The following is a 20,397-nucleotide window of genomic DNA, read 5'->3' as shown; positions in this document are numbered from 1 at the left end:
TATCAAGCTTTTATAAAGTTGGTTAGTGCTTTTAATAGTTCTTCTTTTGCTTCAACATGACTCATATGTCCGTTTGGTATTGCAATTAATGAGGTATTAGTTCTCTTTGCTTCTTCTTCAACAGTAGTATAATTTAATATTGGGTCATTTTTTCCTGCTATCATCAATCTCTTTTCTATTGTTTGTAAAACAACTTCCTTGTTTTCTCGCAAACGCATTCCCTCTGTTGCTGCAATATATCCTCTAACATGTGTTTTTAAGGCTTCTTCTCTTATTTTTTCTATTTCTTCGGATAACTGTAAACGCATATTCTCTGCAAACAAGTTGCTAATTGACATTTTTACCAATGTTTCGTAATTTTCCTTAGCCATTTCAACAGCTCTGAGTCGTAACTTTTTTCGTTCTTCACTATCTGCTTGAGAGGTAGAGTTCATCAAACAAATTCCTTTTACATTTTTTTGATATTTTTCTGTAAATGCCAAAGCAACATATCCCCCCATGGAATGTCCAATAAAGGTAGCTCGACGAATTTTTAATTCTCTTAAAACAGATTTTACTGCTTCTGCCATTTCTTCCATCGTATGAATATACCCAACACATCCTGTTTTTCCATGCCCTAATAAGTCAATACAAATCACGCGATTTTTTCTGGATAACTCATCAACCACCTCATTCCACATAGTCCTATTTTCTAAAAATCCGTGTAATAAAACAATACTACTTCCTTTACCAGTATCTGTATAAAAAACAGTGGTTTCCTTAAATTTTGCAATCATTTTTTAATGTATATTCGTCGCTTACTAATTTGTTAAGCAATGCACAAAACTAAGGAGATATTTATAAACGGATTTGCTTTATTTTCAATGTTTTTTGGAGCTGGTAATTTAATTTTACCTCCATTTTTAGGAAAAAATGCTGGAAGCTTATGGTTTTGGGTAACTATTGGCTTTTTTATTACTGCTGTTATTATTCCTATGATAGGTATTTTAGCCCATGCCAAACTACAGGGTACTATGTATGATTTTGGCAAAAAAGTCTCTCCAATTTTTAGTCTTATATATTGCTTTGTTGTATACACTATTTGTATTGCTTTACCTGCACCTAGAACTGCTTCGGTTACTCATGAAATGGCCATTGCTCCTTACTTTAGCAACAGTAGTTCTTTAGTTACTAGTACAATTTATTTCGGACTTGTTTTTCTTTTTACCATGAACCGGTCAAAAGTACTAAACCTACTAGGCAAGTTTTTAACACCTCTTATTATAATCATTTTATTAGCTATTATTTTCGTTGGTTTTTTTACAGCTCCTGATATGATTGCTCCAACTACCCTTAAAGCTCCATTTGTTGATGGTTTGTTAGAAGGATATCAAACTTTTGATGCCATTGCTTCCATAGTTGTTGGTGGTGTCTTAGTCATTTCAATGAATTTTAACACGAATACAACTTTTGAAGAGAAAAAAGAGCTTATTACCAAAGCAGGTTTTATTGCTGGTATAGGCTTATTAATTATTTATGCTGGCCTTATTTACAACGGTGTTTTATTTAGTTCTACCTTTTCTGAAAGTGCTAATAGAACAGAAATCTTAAACTCTCTGAGCAATCAAACTTTAGGGAATATTGGAAGTATTTTTCTTAGTGTTTTAGTTGCTTTGGCTTGTTTTACAACAGCGGTTGGAATTATTACTGGAACTGCCGATTATTTTAAAGGAATTAGCAATAACTCTCAAAAGGTCTTTACAATTACTGCTATTATTAGCTGTTTACTAGGAATTGCCGTTGGCCAATTTGATGTGAAATATATTATCAATATTGCACTACCTTCTTTGATGTTTATTTATCCAATTACTATTGTTTTAATTGTACTAAATGTACTACCTGAAAAATATACTTCAACTTTAGTTTTTAAAAGTGTAGTAGCAGTAACCTTTTTATTTAGCATTCCAGATTTTTTAGGCTTTATTATCAATCCTAATTACTTAGTTGAAATAAAAAACAACATTCCCTTTGCTAATCATAATTTAGGGTGGGTATTACCTGCTATATTGAGTTTTGTTTTTGCTAATTTGATTAAAAGCAAAAAGCAAATTCCAACTGAATAAGTTACTTAATGAATGATATATTATATATAAACAAAAAGCTCGTAATAACGAGCTTTTTATTTTTATTTAAGTTGAGCACCTTAAAAACGATACCCTAAATTTATTCCTACTCTTGGCACAATTGATCGAGCTTCTGAAGTAAATAGGTTCCTCCCTAAACCTCCATATACATCAAGTACAAATCCTCCAGACGATACGTATTTTGAACCAAAGGCTAAACCTAAAGCTCCGTCAGTATATTCCTTATATTTTTTTATTGTACTCCCTTGAACTTCAACTTTTCTTTCTCCTGTATTTATTCCCATAAAAACTTCTCCAAAATAGTTCCAATTGCTATTGTTTGTAAAGTAATGACGAAAAAAAGGAGTAAACATTCGTTCTTCATTGTATCTAAAATCTGCTGATTTTTTTTCAAAGTTAAACAAAGCTGAAATACCAACCGAAGAACGATCAGTTGTATAATACTCATAAGACACCTCTAACGTTTTAAAAGCCAATGCGTCTAGTAAATCTACTTTTACCTCTTGCTGTGCATACGTGAGAGAACTGACAAAAACTACAGCTGCTAATACTATTTTTTTCATTTTAGTTTTTTACTAATTATAATTTATCTACTTCCTACAAGGATGATACCACAAACATACATCTTTTGTAAAAAAACAGTTTGGTTATTTATCATTTCTTGCTTAAGAACAGTTACAGTTTGTATCACAGCTGCTATTTTTTTTAGGCTTAAAAAAGAACTTTTTCACTAAAAAAATAACGGCTCCACAAACGACTAGATATGTTAAAACTTCTTGCATTAACTTAAAAATTGATAGGCTATAAATGCTGATAAATAAGCCAAAACTCCCATACTTGCTAGTTGAACCATTGGCCACTTCCAACTTTTTGTTTCCCTTTTTACTATTGCTAGTGTTGCCATACATTGCATTGCAAACGCATAAAATAACAATAAAGAAATTCCCGTAGCAAGGTTGAATCTTTTTTCTCCTGTTTCCGGGTTTATTTCTGACCTCATTTTTTGTTTTATAGTCGTTGTATCTTCTCCATCGTCTTCTACGCTATAGATAGTAGCTAATGTTCCTATAAACACTTCTCTTGCTGCAAAAGAACTAATTAGTCCAATACCTATTTTCCAGTCATAACCTAATGGTTTAACAACTGGTTCTATTGTTTTTCCTGCAATTCCTATATATGAGTTTGCCAACTTAGCAGATGCTATTTTTTTAGCTAAATCTTCTTCTGAAAGATTTTTATTTGCAGTATTCTCTATAACACTTTTCTCAGCATTTTCATAAGATGATGGTCCATGAGACGCTAAAAACCAAAGTACTATTGAAATTGCTAAAATGATTTTTCCTGCTCCAAAAACAAATGCTTTTGTTTTATCTAAGACATCAAAAAACACATTTTTCACTGATGGTATCTTATAATTAGGCATTTCAACCACAAAAAGTGAGTTGTTTTTTATTTTCAATGTTTTATGCAAAATATATGCTGCGATAATTGCTGCAGCAAAACCTAAAATATATAATGCTAATAAAGTAAACCCTTGTAAACTTAAAAAACCAAACAACTTAGTATCAGGAATAATTAATGCTATTAAAATTGCATACACCGGTAATCGTGCTGAACAGGTTGTAAAGGGTGTTACCAAAATAGTGATTAATCGTTCTTTCCAACTAGCAATAGTTCTAGTTGCCATAATTGCTGGAATAGCACATGCAGTACCTGAAATTAATGGAATTACACTTTTACCACTCATTCCAAAGCGACGCATAATTTTATCCATTAAAAATACTACTCTACTCATATAACCTGTTTCTTCAAGAATAGATATAAACAAGAATAAAATAGCTATTTGAGGTATAAAGATTACTACACCACCTACTCCAGGAATAATTCCGTCAGTTAATATATCGGTGAACATTCCTGCAGGTAGTTGCGCTTTAGTAAACTCTGCGATATCAGCAAATAAACCATCAATAAGATCCATGGGAGTAGAAGCCCAATCGAAAATAGATTGAAATATCAATAATAACAATCCAAAGAAAATAACATACCCAAATATTTTATGAGTAAAAACTCTATCTAGTTTACTACGTACATCCGTAGCTTTAGAAGCATCTACCTTGTAGGTTTTATTTAAAACAGCATTTATTTGCTGATATCTATATATAGTTTCTTTATGTTGATACTTTTTTTGCTTTGTAATTTCTCCTTCAAATTCTTTTATTGCTTCTTTTTCTGAGGAAGAAAGTAATGGTTTATGATTTTTTGTAAGCATCATCCACAACTCATAAGCTGTAAATTCATTACTTACTTTAGCTAACTTTTCAAAGTAAGCACTATCTATCTTTTGAGATAATTCGTTGAAAGTTGAGTGTACTTTTAACGAATTATAATTAGCTACTTCTTTTTTTAAGTCATCAACTCCCTCGTTAGTCCTTGCCGACATTAACACTACTTTGGTATGTAGTTCTTTTTCTAAGGCTGGCACATCTATAGAAATCCCTTTTCGCTTTAATTGATCAGCCATGTTTAACGCTAAAATCGTCGGAACTTCTAAATCTTGAATTTGCGAAAAGAGTAATAAGTTTCTTTTTAAATTTTCAATATCAGCAACTACTACAATTACATCTGGCTTTTCTTCTTGATGCGTAGTCATCAAAGTTTTTAAAACAATGCTTTCATCTATAGAGGTGGGATTAATACTATAAGTACCAGGCAAATCAGTAATCGTTGCATTTTTACCATTAGGCAATTTACAAACCCCTTGTTTTTTGTCAACCGTAACACCAGGGTAATTTCCTACTTTTTGGTTTAACCCTGTTAACTGATTAAACAATGATGTTTTACCTGTATTAGGATTTCCAATTAAGGCTACATTAATACGATTACTCATCAGCTATAGTTTTATAATTGAAATTTGACAAGCTGTTTCTTTTCGAATCGCTAAATGACTTCCGTTTACACATATATACATTGGGTCTTTTAATGGAGCTATTTGAAGCAACTCTACTTCACTTCCGGGTAAACACCCCATTTCTAATAATTTCAACGGAATTTTATCCAAGCACTCTTCAGATATAATTCCTTTTTCCCCTAAATGTAACGATGCGATAGTACTCAAAAGATATATTTTTAGCTTGCAAATATACTAAAATAGAATCGTTCTAAACAGTATACAAACACAATATTATGATTTATTTAATAGGTTGCTCTCTCTATTTGATGTCTTATATTTGTAGTATGACTTTCGACGATATTCTTGGGCAAGAACATATAAAAAACCACCTACAGCAATCGGCTGAAAATAACAGAATTCCGCATGCACAACTCTTTGTTGGTAAAGAAGGTAGTGGTACTTTACCAATGGCAATTGCCTACGCTCAATTCTTATTATGTAACTTCTCCGACAATATAGAAGCTTGTAATATTAAATGTAGCAAACTACAACACCCTGATTTACATTTTGCGTTTCCTGTAACTACAAATGATTCTGTTAAAAAGCACCCAGTTAGTAATTTATTTTTAGATGATTGGAGGTCTTTTATAGAGGAGCAACCTTATGGAAGTTTGTTTAATTGGTTACAACATATTGGTGTTGAAAATAAACAAGGACAAATTGGTGTTGATGAAGCGGAAGACATTGTAAAAAAATTACAGTTAAAATCATACGAAGGTGGTTTTAAAGTAATGATTATTTGGATGGCAGAAAAGATGAACATTGCCGCCTCTAACAAATTATTAAAACTGATTGAAGAGCCACCTAGTAAAACTATTTTCATCCTTATTACTGAAGATGAAGAGCAAATTATTAATACCATAAAATCTCGATGTCAGGCATTGCACTTCCCAGCACTAAGTGAAAGTGACATAGCCAATGCTCTAACACAACAAAAAGAAATATCAGAGAACGAAGCAATAAAGATTGCTCATCAATCAGAAGGGAATTATAACAAGGCTCTACACATTTTAAACAACAATTCAAACGATTTAGTTTTTGAACAATGGTTTATTACTTGGATTAGGGCTGCATTTAGAGCCAAAGGAAATGCCGCTGTTATTCAAGATTTAATTGGTTGGTCTGAAGAAATTGCTAAATCTGGTAGAGAAACTCAAAAACAATTCTTACAGTATTGTTTGCAATTTTTTAGGCAAGCTTTACTTCTAAATTACGGAACGCCAGATTTAGTTTTTTTAGAAACTCAGTCTGCAAACTTCGAACTCGCAAAATTTGCTCCGTTTATTCATAGTGCTAATATCTTAATCATAGAAAAAGAAGTAAGTGACGCACAGTATCATATTGAAAGAAACGGAAATGCTAAAATTATTTTGTTAGATTTATCTATTAAACTAACGCGTCTTCTACACACTAAAGAAGAAAAAACCCAATCTTAACCATGAAAACAAAACACATAATTACCGCGCTTATTTTCGGAATACTTTTTGTTGCTTGTAAACAAGAAAAAAAAGGGCCGCTATTACAAGAATATTTGGTTGGAAATTGGGAAACAACATATTTGAAAATTGAATATTTAACTGCCAACGAAACCGATAGCACTTCTGTTTTTGAAGACGATTTTAGCAAACCTAATTCAGGAAAAGCACAATCTACCTATAACAGCGATGGTACTTTTTCTGCATGGTTTGTACAAGCCGATGGGAAAAAAGTTGGTGAAACTAACGGTAAGTGGAAAACTAGTAGAGATAGTTTATTTGTTGATTATCCGTATTTAGGAAAGCAAGTACAAGCTTGGTATAAAATTACACAAACTAACAATGGTTTTAGCGCTACCTCTACTTATGACTGGGATAATGATGGAGAAATAGATGATACTTTGCTTATGAGAACTAAAAAAATTGAATTATAAAATTGCGTATTTTCAATAACATATCACTTCGAATTAGAATTTTCCTGTCAATGATACTTTTAGTGCTATTGGCATCAATTTTAATTGTAATGGTTACCATATACCAATACGATGAGCAAACAAAAGATTATAATACTGCACGTTTTGAACGTAAAGAGTTTTCTACAAAACAAGACATTGAAATAGAACTCAAACGCAGAACCACATATCCAGTAACTACTGAGAATTTAGCTAAAATTTTTCAAGATAGAATTTACGATATAGCATACGTTCATAAACTTACAATTTCTATGTATGATATGGATGGAAAGTTGCTAAAATCTTCCATTCCTTATAATTTTGATAAAAAAGAAGGACAAGATCTTCCTAATGAAACTGTTAAAGATTTAGCCAACAACTCAAATCATAAAATTTTAAAAAGTAGAACTGAAAAAGGTATCACTTACCAATCTTCATACACTTACTTAAACGACCCTCGTTTTAAAAGGATTGGAATTTTAGAATTACAAATTGCACAAGATAATGAAGAGCAAAAACATGAACTACGAGAGTTCATTTCTCGTCTATCATTAGTTTATTTGCTAATGCTCATTATTGCCATTGTTTTAGCTTACTTTTTATCAACTTATATTACTAGATCCATTCAAACCATCTCGCAAAAAATAAACGAGACCCGTTTAAATAAGCGTAACGAAAAAATTACTTTAAACTCTGCTAGTTCAGAAATCAATTCGCTGGTTGCCGCTTATAACAATATGATTGACCAGTTAGAAGAAAGTGCTGTAAAACTAGCGCAAAGTGAGCGAGAACAAGCCTGGAGAGAAATGGCCAAACAGGTAGCTCACGAGATTAAAAATCCGTTAACACCTATGCGCTTGTCAGTACAAAGCTTTGAAAGAAAATTCAATCCAGAAGATCCTAATATCAAAGAAAAAATGTCTGAGTACAGCGAAACGCTTATTCAACAAATTGATGTAATGAGTTCTATTGCTTCTGCTTTTTCTGATTTTGCTAAAATGCCTACACAGCGTAAAGAAAAATTGAATGTAGTTGATATCGTTAAACACTCGTTAGATATTTTTACTGAAGATTACATACATTATTTCCCTCAAGAGAGAGAGCTGTATGCAAGTTTAGACAAAACACAGTTGATACGAATTGTCACCAACTTAGTTAAAAACTCAATTCAGGCAATAAAAGACACTGATAAAAATCCTAAAATAGAAGTTAAAGTTGCTTCTGAAGGAAATAGTGTTAAAATAACAGTTTCTGATAACGGAAAAGGTATTAGTGAAGAAAATAAGGAGTTAATTTTCGAGCCTAAATTTACTACTAAAACTAGTGGAATGGGCTTAGGACTATCTATCATAAAAAATATAATTGAAGCGTATGACGGTACAATATCCTTTACTTCAACTAAAGGAGTTGGAACTGTTTTTACTGTAATATTACCTAAAACATAAACATAGTATGAATTTTGAAAATATTTTAGTTGAACAAACTAACGCATTGGCAACTATTACCATTAACCGACCAAAAAAATTAAACGCTTTAAACAAAGCTACTATTGAAGAGCTTCATAATGCTTTTAAAGCCTTGGAAGAAGATGCTAGTATTAAAGTAATTATTATCACAGGTAGTGGAGAAAAAGCATTTGTTGCTGGAGCAGACATCTCTGAATTTGCACATTTCTCTGTTGAAGAAGGAGGAATGTTAGCAAGAAAAGGGCAGGAAATTTTATTTGATTTTGTTGAAAATTTATCAACTCCTGTTATTGCCGCTGTAAATGGTTTTGCTTTAGGTGGCGGACTAGAATTAGCAATGGCTTGTCATTTTAGAGTAGCTTCAGACAATGCTAAAATGGGACTTCCTGAAGTTTCTTTAGGAGTTATCCCTGGTTATGGCGGAACACAACGCTTGCCTCAATTAGTAGGTAAAGGAAAAGCCATGGAGTTAATTATGACAGCAGGTATGATTTCTGCTGATGAAGCTAAAGAAACTGGATTGATAAACCATGTAACTTCGCAAGAAGAATTATTACCTTTAGCTCAAAAAATAGCTTCAAAAATTATGCGTAACTCTTCTGTTGCCATTAGTGCGGCAATTAAAGCTGTAAATGATAATTTTAAAGACGGTGTGAATGGTTTTGAAAGCGAAATTACAGAGTTTGGAAACTGTTTTGGAACTGAAGATTTTAAAGAAGGGACTACTGCTTTTTTAGAAAAACGTAAACCTGAATTTCCAGGAAAGTAATTTTTTTTACTAAAGAAACAACTACAAAAAAATAGCATCTAAATTAAAACTTAGATGCTATTTTTACAATAAGGGGATTACATTAATAAAATGGGGGTTATTAACTGAAGCAAATATATACTAAATTCAACAACATCCAAATTTTAACATAAAATTTTTATTAAAATAACATATATTTTACATTCTAAACATAATAAATACTAAATAATTCCATTCCATTCTTTATAGAATTGTTCTAAAAAACCTTCCATATAAGCATGTCTTTGCTCCGCGATTGCTTTTCCTGTTGTAGTATTCATTTTATCTTTTAACAACAATAATTTCTCATAAAAATGATTAATAGTAGGTACTGTTGATTTTTTATATTCTTCTTTTGTCATTTTTAAATTAGGAGGAATTTCTGGATTGTACAATTCTCTATTTTTAAATCCACCATAATTAAAACAACGAGCTATTCCAACAGCTCCTATGGCATCTAATCGGTCTGCATCTTGGATAACATTTAACTCAGGAGAAGTGAAACTTTGTTTAAAGTTTCCTCCTTTAAAAGAGATATTGGTGATAATTTTTTCTATATGAGTAATTATTTCTTCTGATACTTGTTGACTTTCAAGAAAAGTTCTTGCTTTTTGCGGACCAACAGTTTCATCACCATCGTAAAACTTACTATCCGCTATATCATGCAACAATGCCCCTAAAGAAACTACAAACTTATCAACATTTTCATTTTTTGCAATTAATAAGGCGTTTTTATATACACGTTCAATATGAAAAAAATCATGCCCTCCTTCTGCTCCTTTCAAGGTCTCTTTTACAAACTCAATAGTATTCTGTATTATTTGTTCTCTGTTCATATTTCAAAAATAAAAATCCTGTACTTACAAGCACAGGATTTTAAACGTATTATTATAAATTTAAACTAAGCAATAACCGATGGCTTAACTAAGCCCTTAGCCACTAAATATTCTGCTATTTGAATTGTATTAGTTGCCGCTCCTTTACGTAAATTATCAGCAACAATCCACATATTTAAGGTATTTGGTTGAGATTCATCTCTTCTAATTCTACCTACAAAAACCTCATCTTTATTATTTGCTAGAATAGGCATTGGATATACATTATTTTGTACATCGTCTTGTACAATAACACCTTCGGTTTGCGTAAGTAACTTACGTACTTTATCTAATTCAAAATCGTTTTCAAACTGAACATTTACAGCCTCAGAATGTCCTCCTGCTGTTGGTATTCTAACCGCTGTAGCTGTTACTGCAAAAGAATCGTCTCGTAAAATCTTTTTAGGTTCTTTTACCAGCTTCATTTCTTCTTTAGTATATCCATTTTCTAAAAATACATCACAGTGTGGTAATGCATTTCTTCCAATAGGGTGCGGATATGCCATTTCGCCTTCAACTCCCGCTTCTTCATTATCTAATTGACGAACCGCTTTAACACCAGTTCCCGAAACTGATTGATACGTTGAAATTACCACACGTTTCATTTTATACTCTTTGTGTAACGGAGCTAATGCCATTACCAATTGAATCGTAGAACAATTTGGGTTTGCAATGATTTTATCTTCACTGGTTAATACATCTCCGTTAATTTCTGGAACAACTAATTTCTTCGTTGGATCCATTCTCCAAGCAGATGAGTTATCAATTACCGTTGTACCAACAGCTGCAAATTTAGGAGCCCATTCTAAAGAGGTATCTCCACCTGCTGAAAACAATGCAATGTCTGGTTGCATAGCTACTGCCGTTTGTAAACCTACTACTGTATAATTTGTTCCTTGAAACTCAATTTGATTTCCTACTGAACGCTCTGACGCAACAGGAATTAATTCTGTTACTGGAAAATTACGTTCTGCCAATACTTGTAACATTACATTACCTACCATTCCGGTAGCTCCTACCACTGCTACTCTCATTTTTTTGATTTTTGAGTATAAAATTTATTGTTTGTATGCTACAAAGGTTTAAAAAAAACAAATTGGTTGTATCTCTTTTGTTAGAAAAAATACGTTAAAATTTAAAAAATATACCATTTAGGCTTAAATAGTATTGTTTTAAACAGTAAAAATCAAAAAATCAGTACATTTGCACCGGTTTTCTAGAAAAACCACAACATTTTTGTTTAACTTAAAAAAGTATAGCATGCAACTGTACAACAAGTTAAGCGCAGAAGAACGCGCTAAATTAATTGATGATGCGGGTAAAGACCGTATTACTATCTCATTCTATCAATATCATAAGATAGAAAACCCAACTTTATTTAGAAATAAATTATTCCTTGAATGGAACGAACTAGATGTTTTAGGAAGAACATACGTTTCATACGAAGGAATCAATGCTCAAATATCTGTTCCCTCAGAAAACTTTCTAGCGTTAAAAAAACAACTAGATAGTATTTCTTTTTTAAATGGAATTCGTTTAAACGTAGCTATTGAGCACGATAATAAATCGTTTTTAAAACTAAAAGTAAAAGTTCGTAACAAAATTGTTGCTGACGGATTAAACGATGACACTTTTGACGTTACTAACAAAGGAGTTCATTTAAATGCAAAAGAGTTTAATGAAATGCTAGCAGATCCAAATACGGTTTGTGTAGATATGCGTAACCATTACGAAAGTGAAATTGGACATTTTGATGGTGCAGTAACCCCAGATGTTGATACGTTTAGAGACTCGTTAGATATTATTGAAGAAGATTTAAAAGACCATAAAGAAGATAAAAACTTATTAATGTATTGTACAGGTGGAATTCGATGCGAAAAAGCTTCTGCCTACTACAAACATAAAGGCTTTAAAAATGTTTTCCAACTTGAAGGTGGAATTATTGAATATACTCGTCAGGTAAAATCAGAAGGTTTAGAAAACAAATTTTTAGGTAAGAATTTTGTTTTTGACCACCGAAGAGCTGAAAAAGTTTCTGATGATGTAATTGCCAATTGTCATCAATGTGGAAAACCTTGCGACACACATACCAATTGTGCTAACGAAGGTTGTCACTTATTATTCATTCAATGTGATGAATGTGCTGAGAAAATGGAAAACACCTGTTCTCCTGAATGTCAAGACATCATTCATTTACCATACGAAGAGCAAAAAGAATTGCGTAAAGGGAAACACGCAAGCAATAAGATATTTAAAAAAGGACGTTCAGAAGCTTTAAAATTTAAAAAGTAATGCAAAAGATTGAGTTAATGGCTCCTGCTGGTAATTTTGAATCGTTACAGGCAGCTTTAGACAATGGATGTGATTCTATATATTTTGGTGTAGAGCAATTAAATATGCGTGCTCGAGCATCTATTAATTTTACCTTAGATGATTTAGAAGAAATATCACGTAGGTGTTCAGAAAAAAATATTCGTACCTATTTGACTTTAAATACGATTGTTTATGATCATGATTTATCGATTGTAAAAACTTTAATCAAAAGAGCCAAAGAAGCTAATATTACTGCGGTAATTGCAATGGATCAAGCTGTAATTGCAATGGCTAGAGCAGAAGGTATGGAAGTCCACATTTCTACTCAAATTAACATTACCAATATAGAAACGGTTAAGTTTTATGCCATGTTTGCTGACACTGTGGTATTGAGTAGAGAATTGAGTTTACGTCAAGTAAAAAAGATTACCGAACAAATTGAAAAAGAAGAAATCAAAGGACCTTCTGGTCGTTTGTTAGAAATTGAAATTTTTGGTCACGGAGCACTTTGTATGGCTGTTTCTGGGAAATGTTATATGAGTTTGCATTCACACAACTCATCTGCAAATAGAGGAGCCTGCAAACAAAATTGTCGTAAAAAATATACAGTGATTGATCAAGAATCTGGTTTTGAAATGGAATTAGATAATGAGTACATCATGTCTCCAAAAGATTTATGTACGATTGATTTCTTAGATCAGGTTGCTGATGCTGGAATTAAAGTATTAAAGATTGAAGGTCGTGGTCGTGCTCCTGAATATGTTGCCAAAGTAATTAAATGTTACCGTGATGCCATTGACAGTTTATATAATGGAACTTACGATAAAGAGAAGGTGATTAGCTGGATGCAAGAATTGGAAAAAGTGTACAATCGTGGTTTCTGGAACGGGTATTACTTGGGGCAAAAATTAGGAGAATGGAGTAAAGAACCTGGTTCACACGCTACTCAAAAGAAAGTATACTTAGGAAAGGGAATGCATTATTTTCCTAAAGCAGAAGTTGGAGAGTTTAAGATTGAAGCCTACGATTTAGCAATTGGCGATACTATTCTAATCACAGGACCTACTACAGGTGCTCAAGAAATGGAATTAAAAAGCATGTTTGTAAATGATAAGGAAGCACAAACTGCTACCAAGGGTGATGAAGTTACTATGAAACTAGACTTCAGAATTCGCCCATCAGACAAGTTATACAAAATTGTAAAAACCGAATTTGCTAAAAACTAATGGTTGTAATTACGTTACAAAGAAATAAATGTATTGGTTGTAATTATTGTGTAGAGTTAGCTCCCGCACAATTTCAAATGTCTAAAAAAGACGGAAAATCTGTTTTACTGCATTCAACTGAGAAAAAGGGTTTCTTTACCATAAAATCACACGACGATAGTATTTTTGAAGCTTCACACGAAGCCAAGAAAGCATGTCCAGTTAAAATTATTGAGGTAAAACAAGTATAACTTTATACCAAAAGAACAAAGACATCTTATAAAGCTCTCTTAATCTTAAGAGGGCTTTTATTATTTTTACAGAATGGAATTACAACCTCCTTTTCGTAAAATTATTCATGTAGATATGGATGCCTTCTATGCATCTGTTGAGCAATTGGATAATCCTGAATTACGAGGAAAACCTGTTGCTGTTGGTGGTAGCGAAGTTCGCGGTGTGGTTTCTGCTGCCAGTTACGAAGCTAGAAAATTTGGAGTTCGTTCTGCCATGAGTGGTGTGTTGGCTAAACAAAAATGTCCGCATATCATTTTTGTCCCTCCAAGATTTGATCGTTACAAAGAAATTTCTTCTAAAATTAGGAAGATATTTTACGATTATACCGATTTGGTAGAACCTCTATCGCTAGACGAAGCCTATTTAGATGTTACTGAAAACAAAAAAGGAAATCCGTCGGCTAGCATGATTGCCCAAGAAATTCGACAACGAATTTGGGAAGAATTAGAACTACGAGCGTCGGCAGGAGTTTCCATTAATAAATTTATAGCCAAAGTAGCTTCTGATATTAATAAACCTAACGGACAAAAAACTATCAACCCAGAAGAGGTTCTTGAATTTTTAGAGCAACTTCCTGTAAATAAGTTTTATGGAGTAGGTAAAGTTACCGCTGCAAAAATGCATAACCTTGGTATTTTTACAGGCCTAGATTTAAAGCAAAAATCATTGGAAGAGCTTTCTAAATTATTTGGAAAGTCTGGAGTACATTATTACAATATTGTTAGAGGCATTCATAATTCAGCAGTAAAACCTAATCGAATTCGAAAGTCAATCGCTGCTGAAACTACTTTTAGAGAAAATCTATCTTCAGAGGTTTTTATGTTAGAACGTCTTGATAAAATTGCTGACGAACTAGAACGTCGAATGAAAAAATCAAATACTAAGGGAAAAACCGTAACTCTTAAAATTAAATACAGTGATTTTACGCAACAAACACGTAGTAAAACTACCAACCATTACCTACAATTAAAAAAAGAGTTCTACCCAATTGTAAAAGAGTTATTGTACCAAGATACACTTAATAACTCTGTTAGGTTATTAGGGATCTCTTTTAGTAATTTAAATACTGAGAAAACTGAACCTGTTTGGGTACAGTTACGATTTGATTTTTAAAGTATTGGTATTTTCAACGAAACTTTGGTGCCTTTAGGGTTTCCTTCTTTGTCAATTATATCTGTATAAATTAATGAATAATTATTAGCATATTCGTTGGCAAAGTTTCGTAATCGTTCTTTGGTTAAATCTATACCTATAGATCTGCGATTTAGCGACTTGTTTTTTCTAATTTTCATAGCCGCGTCCCTACCAATTCCATTATCTACAATATCAATTTGTATAAATTCGTCTGATATTTTTGTAACTGACAACGAAACTTCTTTTTTTCCTTTCTTAGATGAAAGTCCATGCCAAATAGAATTTTCTAAGAAAGGTTGCAATATAAGTGGTGGAACTTTTATTCTTTCAATATTTACACCTTCATCTACTTTTTCTATATAGTTTACTTCGTTAGATAGTCGAATATTTTCAATACTCATATATAAATTCATTGTTTTTAGTTCTTCACTTAATGTTACCTCCTTTACAGATGAAGATTCTAAAATACTTCGAATTAGTTTTGAAAACTTATTTAAGTAATATACAGCATTTTTCTGCTCATTATTAATAACGTATAGTTTTATTGAATTTAATGCATTAAACACAAAGTGTGGATTCATTTGAATTCTTAGAGCTTCTTGCTCTAACATTAGTATTTTCTTATCATTATTCAATAAGCGTTGCCTATAAATTGAGTATAATAACACCCCTAATAAAGCTATTGAAACTAATGCTATAATTAAAACATTTCTATTTCTTAATAGTTTTAATTTAGCTATTTCATTCTCTTTTGCTAGACTCTTTATTTTATTATTACTTACTTCATTATCATACTTATTAATAAGGTTATTAACGTATAAAATGTTCTTATCGTTAAATGTTTTTCTCTCTCCTTCTATAGCTTTTTTATAAAAGCTATATGCTTTTTCATAATTCCTCTTTTTTTCATATAATTCAGATAAATATAGATTAGAATGGTTTACTCCTGATGGAATTTTATGTTTATTAGCAACTTCTAAACTTTCTTCTAAGTATACTTTTGCTTTATCTAAACTATCTAATTTTAATAATACGTTTCCAAATGTAACATAGACATCTGAAGTATAATAATGATTACCAATACCTTCAGAAACAGATACTACTTCGTTTATGTATTTGTATGCCTCCTTATATTTACCCTGTAATAATAAAACCTTGCTAATACTAGTATGACAAATTACCTTACCTATACTCGAATTATTTTCAATATTATATTGTAATGATTTATTATAATGTTCCAAAGCAGCATCTATATCACCAAGGTTTTGGAAAGCAAGCCCTATATTTTGATGATTAATAGCTAAACCTCTTTTATCATTTGTTTTTTCTTGAATTAAAATTGATTTTTTAAACTTTTCTAATGCTAATTGATATTGTTTAAGAGCTAAGTATATATTACCAATACTATTATTTGATATACTAATACTAATTTTAGTATCAACATCAGGAAACTCAATCTTATCAGCTAACTCCAGTGCCATTTGATGATAATTCAATGCACTCCTAATCTTATCTTGTCGTCGATATACTACGCCTATTTGATTTAAGGTAACAATTTCTGCGTTTACATCCTTAATTTCTTTTGATAAATCAAGTGCTCTAATATGGCTTTTTATAGAACTATCAAAAAAAGAATTATTTCGATAATATTTACCTAACAAGTTATAGGCATGTATTTCCCCTAATTTATAACCTACTTTTTTACTTTTATTTAAAAGAAAAGTTATTTCTTCTTCCTCAAAGTTTTTACGTTTAAAAAGGCGCTGTAAGTCATAATAATTATCTATTTTTTTTTCAGTAGCTAATTTAATTAAACTATCTATTGTGTTTTTGTCTCTTTGTGAAAAACCCAAAAAAACAATGAAAAATAAAAAGGTTGTAATTATTAATTTTTTCATTTAAAACTTCTCAAGAAAATCAGATTTTCTCTGTCTAGAAACAGGAATCTTATGGTTATTTTCTAACACAACATAGCCGTCAGACTTCAAAAATTCTTTTATTTTATTCAAGTTAATAATATATGAGTTGTGTATTCTAAAAAAATGATCTTCGGGGAGTAATTGATTTATTTCTTTTAGTTTTTTTGTTACTACTATTTTTTTATTAGTTCCTGTAGTATATATTGTTGAATAATTACCGTCAGATTCTACAAATAAAATCTCATCTTGAGCTAGAAAAACTAATTTTCCATCAGTATTAATGGTAATCTTTCTTCTATTAAATTTTTTATTAAAACTTGATAATATTTTTTCTACCTTTTCAGTATTATTATTATTCTTATAATGTTGTTTAATTCTTCCTATTGTTTCTTCCAAATCATCGGAATCAATAGGTTTCAGCAAATAATCTATAGCTTGGTTTTTTAAAGCCTTTATAGCATACTCATTATATGCTGTAGTAATGATTATAGCGAAATTTTTATTCTCTAATTTTTCTAGTAATTGAAACCCATCCATCGTAGGCATTTCAATATCTAAAAAAAGACAATCGATAGTATTCTCGTTAATAAATTTAATTGCTTTTTCTGCTATTGTAAATGTTTCTATGATTTCTATATCATTTTCAAAGGTTGACAATTCCCAAGAAAGTCCTTGTATTGCTTTAGGTTCATCATCAACTATAACTGCTCTCAACATTTTATATACATTTGTACCAAATGTAACAGATAATATTTTAAAAAAGAAATGTCAAGCATAGCTTTTGTTACAAAAAATTAAAGCTAAATGATTTCTGTATATATTTTTTACCATTTACACATAAAAGCACACCATTTATACATCCTTTACTCTAAAAAAGATTCTTTTATATGATATTTGTAGTGTAATACACAAGGGGAATCATATTGATAAATTGGGGGATTAATCAATAATGATATTAAGTTATAAAAACACCACTTTAAAGTGGTGTTTTTTTATATATAAATTTCAATGTTCGTTTAATTTATATGCACAAAAAAAGCTCAACTAAATTAAATTTAGTTGAGCTTTTTATCTTATCCTAATCAGTTAGTTTCCTAAGCCTCAAATGGAGTAACAGAAACGTATGATTTATTATCTCTTTTCTTTTGGAATTTTACAACACCATCAACTTTAGCATGTAAAGTATGATCTTTTCCCATGTAAACATTTTCACCTGGATTGTGTTGAGTTCCTCTTTGACGAACAATAATGTTACCTGCAATAGCAGCCTGTCCTCCAAAAATCTTTACTCCTAATCGTTTCGATTCTGATTCACGACCGTTCTTCGAACTACCGACACCTTTTTTATGAGCCATCTTTGTAAGTTTTTAAAGTTAATTATTTACTTAATGCTTCAATTAATTCTGCTTTCTTTAAAGAAGTGTATCCTGAAATACCTTTTTCTTTAGCTAAAGCTTTTAATTCTGCAACAGTCATTGAACTTAAATCTGTCGATTCTTCTTTAACCTCTGTTTTAGGAGTTTCTTTTTTAGCTGATGCCTTTTTAACTCCTGATGCAGAAATCCCTTCGATTTGGATTTCAGTTAAATACTGTCTGTGTCCATTTTTCTTTTTGTAACCTTTTCTTCTTTTCTTTTTGAAAACGATTACCTTATCACCTTTTAAGTGACCTAAAATCTTTGCAGTTACTCCTGCACCTTCTATAGCTGGGGCGCCAATAGTTACGTTTCCTTTATCTTCAATAAGCATTACATTATCAAAAGTTACTTTTGATCCTTCTGCTTCTGGTAAACGGTGTACGTATACTTTTTGGTCTTTTGCTACTTTAAATTGCTGCCCTGCTATCTCTACGATTGCGTACATACTATTTGTTTTGCGTTTATACTTTATTCACACTTTCTTAATAAAAATGCGGGTGCAAATATACATTTTTTACTTCAAAAAAAAATGTATTACTCAGAAAATTACTCTTTTAAGATAAAAAAGTTTAATTTTTATTGTTTTGAATGTAACAATTACTATAACTTCACGTCACATACACGAAAATATTAAAAATTAAACTTTAATCAATGAGAAAAAGAGTTATCACTCTAGCTTCAGCTTTTATAGCATTTCATTTTACGTATGCTCAAAAAGTTGATTTTGAAGAGTATGATTTAAGCAATGGAATGCATGTTATTTTACATCAAGATAATACAGCACCAGTAGTAACAACATCTGTTATGTACCATGTAGGCGCGAAAGATGAGCAACCAAATAGGACAGGAATGGCTCACTTTTTTGAGCATTTATTATTTGAGGGTACAAAAAACATAAAAAAAGGAGAGTGGTTTAAAATAGTTTCCTCTAATGGAGGTACTAATAATGCTAACACTACCGATGATAGAACTTATTATTACGAGGTTTTTCCTTCTAATAATTTAGAATTAGGCTTATGGATGGAGTCTGAACGCTTATTACACCCAATTATTGGTCAAGAAGGTGTAGATACACAAAATGAGGTTGTAAAAGAAGAGAAGCGCTTACGTGTAGACAACCAACCTTACTCTCGTTTTTTAGAAAATGTTAAGAAAAACATGTTTAAAAAACATCCATATAAGGGAACTACTATAGGTAAGATGGAACATTTAGATGCTGCTACCTTAGAGGAATTCTTAGCATTTAATAAAAAATATTATGTTCCAAACAATGCTACTTTGGTAGTTGCAGGAGATTTTGAGCTTAAAGAAGCTAAACGACTTATAAAAGATTATTTTGAGCCTATACCTAGAGGTAAAGATATAGTAAGAAATTTTCCGAAAGAAGACCCTATTACAAAAGAGTTTTTTGCCAAAGCTTACGACCCTAACATTCAAATACCTGCAATTATGGCTGCTTATAGAACTCCTTCTATGAAAACCAGAGATGCTAGAGTGTTAGATATGATTTCTACTTATTTAAGTGGTGGAAAAAGCTCTGTACTTTATAAAAAATTAGTTGATACTAAAAAAATGGCTTTACAGGCTGGTGCAATAAACCTAAGTCAAGAAGATTATGGGACCTATATTTTATTTGCACTTCCGCTAGGAAATAACTCTTTACAAAGTTTAGTAAAAGAAATTGATGAAGAGGTTGTAAAACTTCAAACAAATTTAATTTCAGAAAAAGATTATCAAAAGCTACAAAATAAATTTGAAAACAACTTTGTGAATGCAAACTCAAGTGTAGAAGGTATTGCTAATTCATTAGCTCGCTACAATGTATTGTATGGTGATACTAATTTAATAAATACTGAAATTGATATTTATAGATCAATTACACGTGAGGAAATTAGAGACGTAGCAAAAAAATACTTAAACACTAACCAACGTTTGGTAATGGAATATTTACCAGAATCAAAAAAATAATTCAGTAATAAGACATTC

General features: G+C 31.3%; 20 protein-coding genes. 10 read left to right on the top strand and 10 right to left on the bottom strand.

The features are described 5' to 3' along the window. Positions 1 to 2: 2 nt before the first annotated feature. Positions 3 to 776 carry an alpha/beta fold hydrolase gene (locus NH341_RS02680; RefSeq protein ID WP_167712706.1) on the bottom strand — a complete coding sequence of 258 codons (774 nt, stop codon included), beginning with the start codon at positions 774 to 776 and terminating at the stop codon, positions 3 to 5. A 39-nt stretch (positions 777 to 815) separates the two neighbouring features. Between NH341_RS02680 and brnQ the strand changes: the two genes are divergently transcribed. Next, the gene (gene brnQ, locus NH341_RS02675) at positions 816 to 2,102 is read left to right on the top strand and encodes a branched-chain amino acid transport system II carrier protein (protein WP_167712704.1); all 1,287 of its coding nucleotides are present in this window, start codon (positions 816 to 818) and stop codon (positions 2,100 to 2,102) included. An 80-nt stretch (positions 2,103 to 2,182) separates the two neighbouring features. Here the strand turns inward: brnQ and NH341_RS02670 are convergent, their stop codons facing one another. The 3 genes from NH341_RS02670 to NH341_RS02655 form a co-directional block, all read right to left on the bottom strand. Then, entirely contained in the window at positions 2,183 to 2,686 is a 504-nt protein-coding gene (locus NH341_RS02670) for a DUF3575 domain-containing protein (protein ID WP_047787961.1), read from the bottom strand. A gap of 218 nt (positions 2,687 to 2,904) precedes the next feature. Beyond that, the gene (gene feoB, locus NH341_RS02660) at positions 2,905 to 5,010 is read right to left on the bottom strand and encodes a ferrous iron transport protein B (protein ID WP_253055640.1); all 2,106 of its coding nucleotides are present in this window, start codon (positions 5,008 to 5,010) and stop codon (positions 2,905 to 2,907) included. A gap of 3 nt (positions 5,011 to 5,013) precedes the next feature. Then, a complete protein-coding gene (locus NH341_RS02655; protein ID WP_047787963.1) occupies positions 5,014 to 5,238 on the bottom strand; it encodes a FeoA family protein in 225 nt (74 codons plus the stop codon). 119 nt (positions 5,239 to 5,357) lie between these two features. On the opposite strand from NH341_RS02655, the gene NH341_RS02650 reads away from it, so the two are divergent. Genes NH341_RS02650 through NH341_RS02635 form a run of 4 tightly spaced genes read left to right on the top strand, consistent with a single transcriptional unit; the run spans position 5,358 to position 9,235 of the window. After that, on the top strand, positions 5,358 to 6,509 hold the full coding sequence (locus NH341_RS02650; protein ID WP_253055796.1) for a DNA polymerase III subunit delta': 1,152 nt from the start codon (positions 5,358 to 5,360) through the stop codon (positions 6,507 to 6,509). Positions 6,510 to 6,511: 2 nt separating this feature from the next. After that, the gene (locus tag NH341_RS02645) at positions 6,512 to 6,982 is read left to right on the top strand and encodes a hypothetical protein (protein ID WP_159508819.1); all 471 of its coding nucleotides are present in this window, start codon (positions 6,512 to 6,514) and stop codon (positions 6,980 to 6,982) included. A 50-nt stretch (positions 6,983 to 7,032) separates the two neighbouring features. After that, on the top strand, positions 7,033 to 8,445 hold the full coding sequence (locus NH341_RS02640) for an ATP-binding protein (RefSeq protein WP_159611110.1): 1,413 nt from the start codon (positions 7,033 to 7,035) through the stop codon (positions 8,443 to 8,445). 7 nt (positions 8,446 to 8,452) lie between these two features. Then, a complete protein-coding gene (locus NH341_RS02635) occupies positions 8,453 to 9,235 on the top strand; it encodes an enoyl-CoA hydratase/isomerase family protein (protein ID WP_167712698.1) in 783 nt (260 codons plus the stop codon). 200 nt (positions 9,236 to 9,435) lie between these two features. Here the strand turns inward: NH341_RS02635 and NH341_RS02630 are convergent, their stop codons facing one another. Then, on the bottom strand, positions 9,436 to 10,089 hold the full coding sequence (locus NH341_RS02630) for an HD domain-containing protein (RefSeq protein ID WP_253055639.1): 654 nt from the start codon (positions 10,087 to 10,089) through the stop codon (positions 9,436 to 9,438). A 65-nt stretch (positions 10,090 to 10,154) separates the two neighbouring features. Next, positions 10,155 to 11,162: an aspartate-semialdehyde dehydrogenase gene (locus NH341_RS02625; RefSeq protein ID WP_159611112.1), complete on the bottom strand. Its 1,008-nt coding sequence runs from the start codon at positions 11,160 to 11,162 to the stop codon at positions 10,155 to 10,157. Positions 11,163 to 11,388: 226 nt separating this feature from the next. On the opposite strand from NH341_RS02625, the gene NH341_RS02620 reads away from it, so the two are divergent. The 4 genes from NH341_RS02620 to dinB all read left to right on the top strand — a co-directional run bounded on the left by NH341_RS02620 (position 11,389) and on the right by dinB (position 15,053). Further along, positions 11,389 to 12,420 carry a rhodanese-related sulfurtransferase gene (locus NH341_RS02620; RefSeq protein WP_159611113.1) on the top strand — a complete coding sequence of 344 codons (1,032 nt, stop codon included), beginning with the start codon at positions 11,389 to 11,391 and terminating at the stop codon, positions 12,418 to 12,420. After that, a complete protein-coding gene (locus NH341_RS02615) occupies positions 12,420 to 13,667 on the top strand; it encodes a peptidase U32 family protein (RefSeq protein WP_173358990.1) in 1,248 nt (415 codons plus the stop codon). The genes NH341_RS02620 and NH341_RS02615 overlap by 1 nt, the downstream gene beginning before the upstream one ends. After that, complete coding sequence (locus NH341_RS02610; RefSeq protein WP_047787972.1) at positions 13,667 to 13,897, top strand: ferredoxin; 231 nt, start codon at positions 13,667 to 13,669, stop codon at positions 13,895 to 13,897. Before NH341_RS02615 ends, NH341_RS02610 begins: the two co-directional genes overlap by 1 nt. Positions 13,898 to 13,970: 73 nt before the next feature. After that, positions 13,971 to 15,053 carry a DNA polymerase IV gene (gene dinB, locus NH341_RS02605; protein WP_159611115.1) on the top strand — a complete coding sequence of 361 codons (1,083 nt, stop codon included), beginning with the start codon at positions 13,971 to 13,973 and terminating at the stop codon, positions 15,051 to 15,053. Here dinB and NH341_RS02600 read toward each other — a convergent pair. The 4 genes from NH341_RS02600 to rplU form a co-directional block, all read right to left on the bottom strand. Continuing rightward, positions 15,050 to 16,972: a tetratricopeptide repeat protein gene (locus NH341_RS02600; protein ID WP_253055638.1), complete on the bottom strand. Its 1,923-nt coding sequence runs from the start codon at positions 16,970 to 16,972 to the stop codon at positions 15,050 to 15,052. The two genes, dinB and NH341_RS02600, sit on opposite strands and share 4 nt — an antisense overlap. Next, the gene (locus NH341_RS02595) at positions 16,973 to 17,710 is read right to left on the bottom strand and encodes a LytTR family DNA-binding domain-containing protein (protein ID WP_253055637.1); all 738 of its coding nucleotides are present in this window, start codon (positions 17,708 to 17,710) and stop codon (positions 16,973 to 16,975) included. 377 nt (positions 17,711 to 18,087) lie between these two features. Then, positions 18,088 to 18,348 carry a 50S ribosomal protein L27 gene (rpmA, locus tag NH341_RS02590; RefSeq protein ID WP_028891690.1) on the bottom strand — a complete coding sequence of 87 codons (261 nt, stop codon included), beginning with the start codon at positions 18,346 to 18,348 and terminating at the stop codon, positions 18,088 to 18,090. A gap of 22 nt (positions 18,349 to 18,370) precedes the next feature. Further along, positions 18,371 to 18,856, bottom strand: coding sequence for a 50S ribosomal protein L21 (gene rplU / locus NH341_RS02585; protein WP_173358992.1), 486 nt, complete (start codon positions 18,854 to 18,856; stop codon positions 18,371 to 18,373). Positions 18,857 to 19,062: 206 nt separating this feature from the next. On the opposite strand from rplU, the gene NH341_RS02580 reads away from it, so the two are divergent. Then, positions 19,063 to 20,379: a pitrilysin family protein gene (locus NH341_RS02580; RefSeq protein WP_073182303.1), complete on the top strand. Its 1,317-nt coding sequence runs from the start codon at positions 19,063 to 19,065 to the stop codon at positions 20,377 to 20,379. Positions 20,380 to 20,397: the final 18 nt, after the last annotated feature.

Origin of the sequence: Tenacibaculum sp. XPcli2-G (genome assembly GCF_024124505.1) — a bacterium.
Taxonomy (GTDB): Bacteria; Bacteroidota; Bacteroidia; order Flavobacteriales; family Flavobacteriaceae; genus Polaribacter; species Polaribacter mesophilus.
The sequence above is the reverse complement of the archived record's forward strand: the minus strand, read 5'-3'. Positions and strand labels throughout refer to the sequence as shown.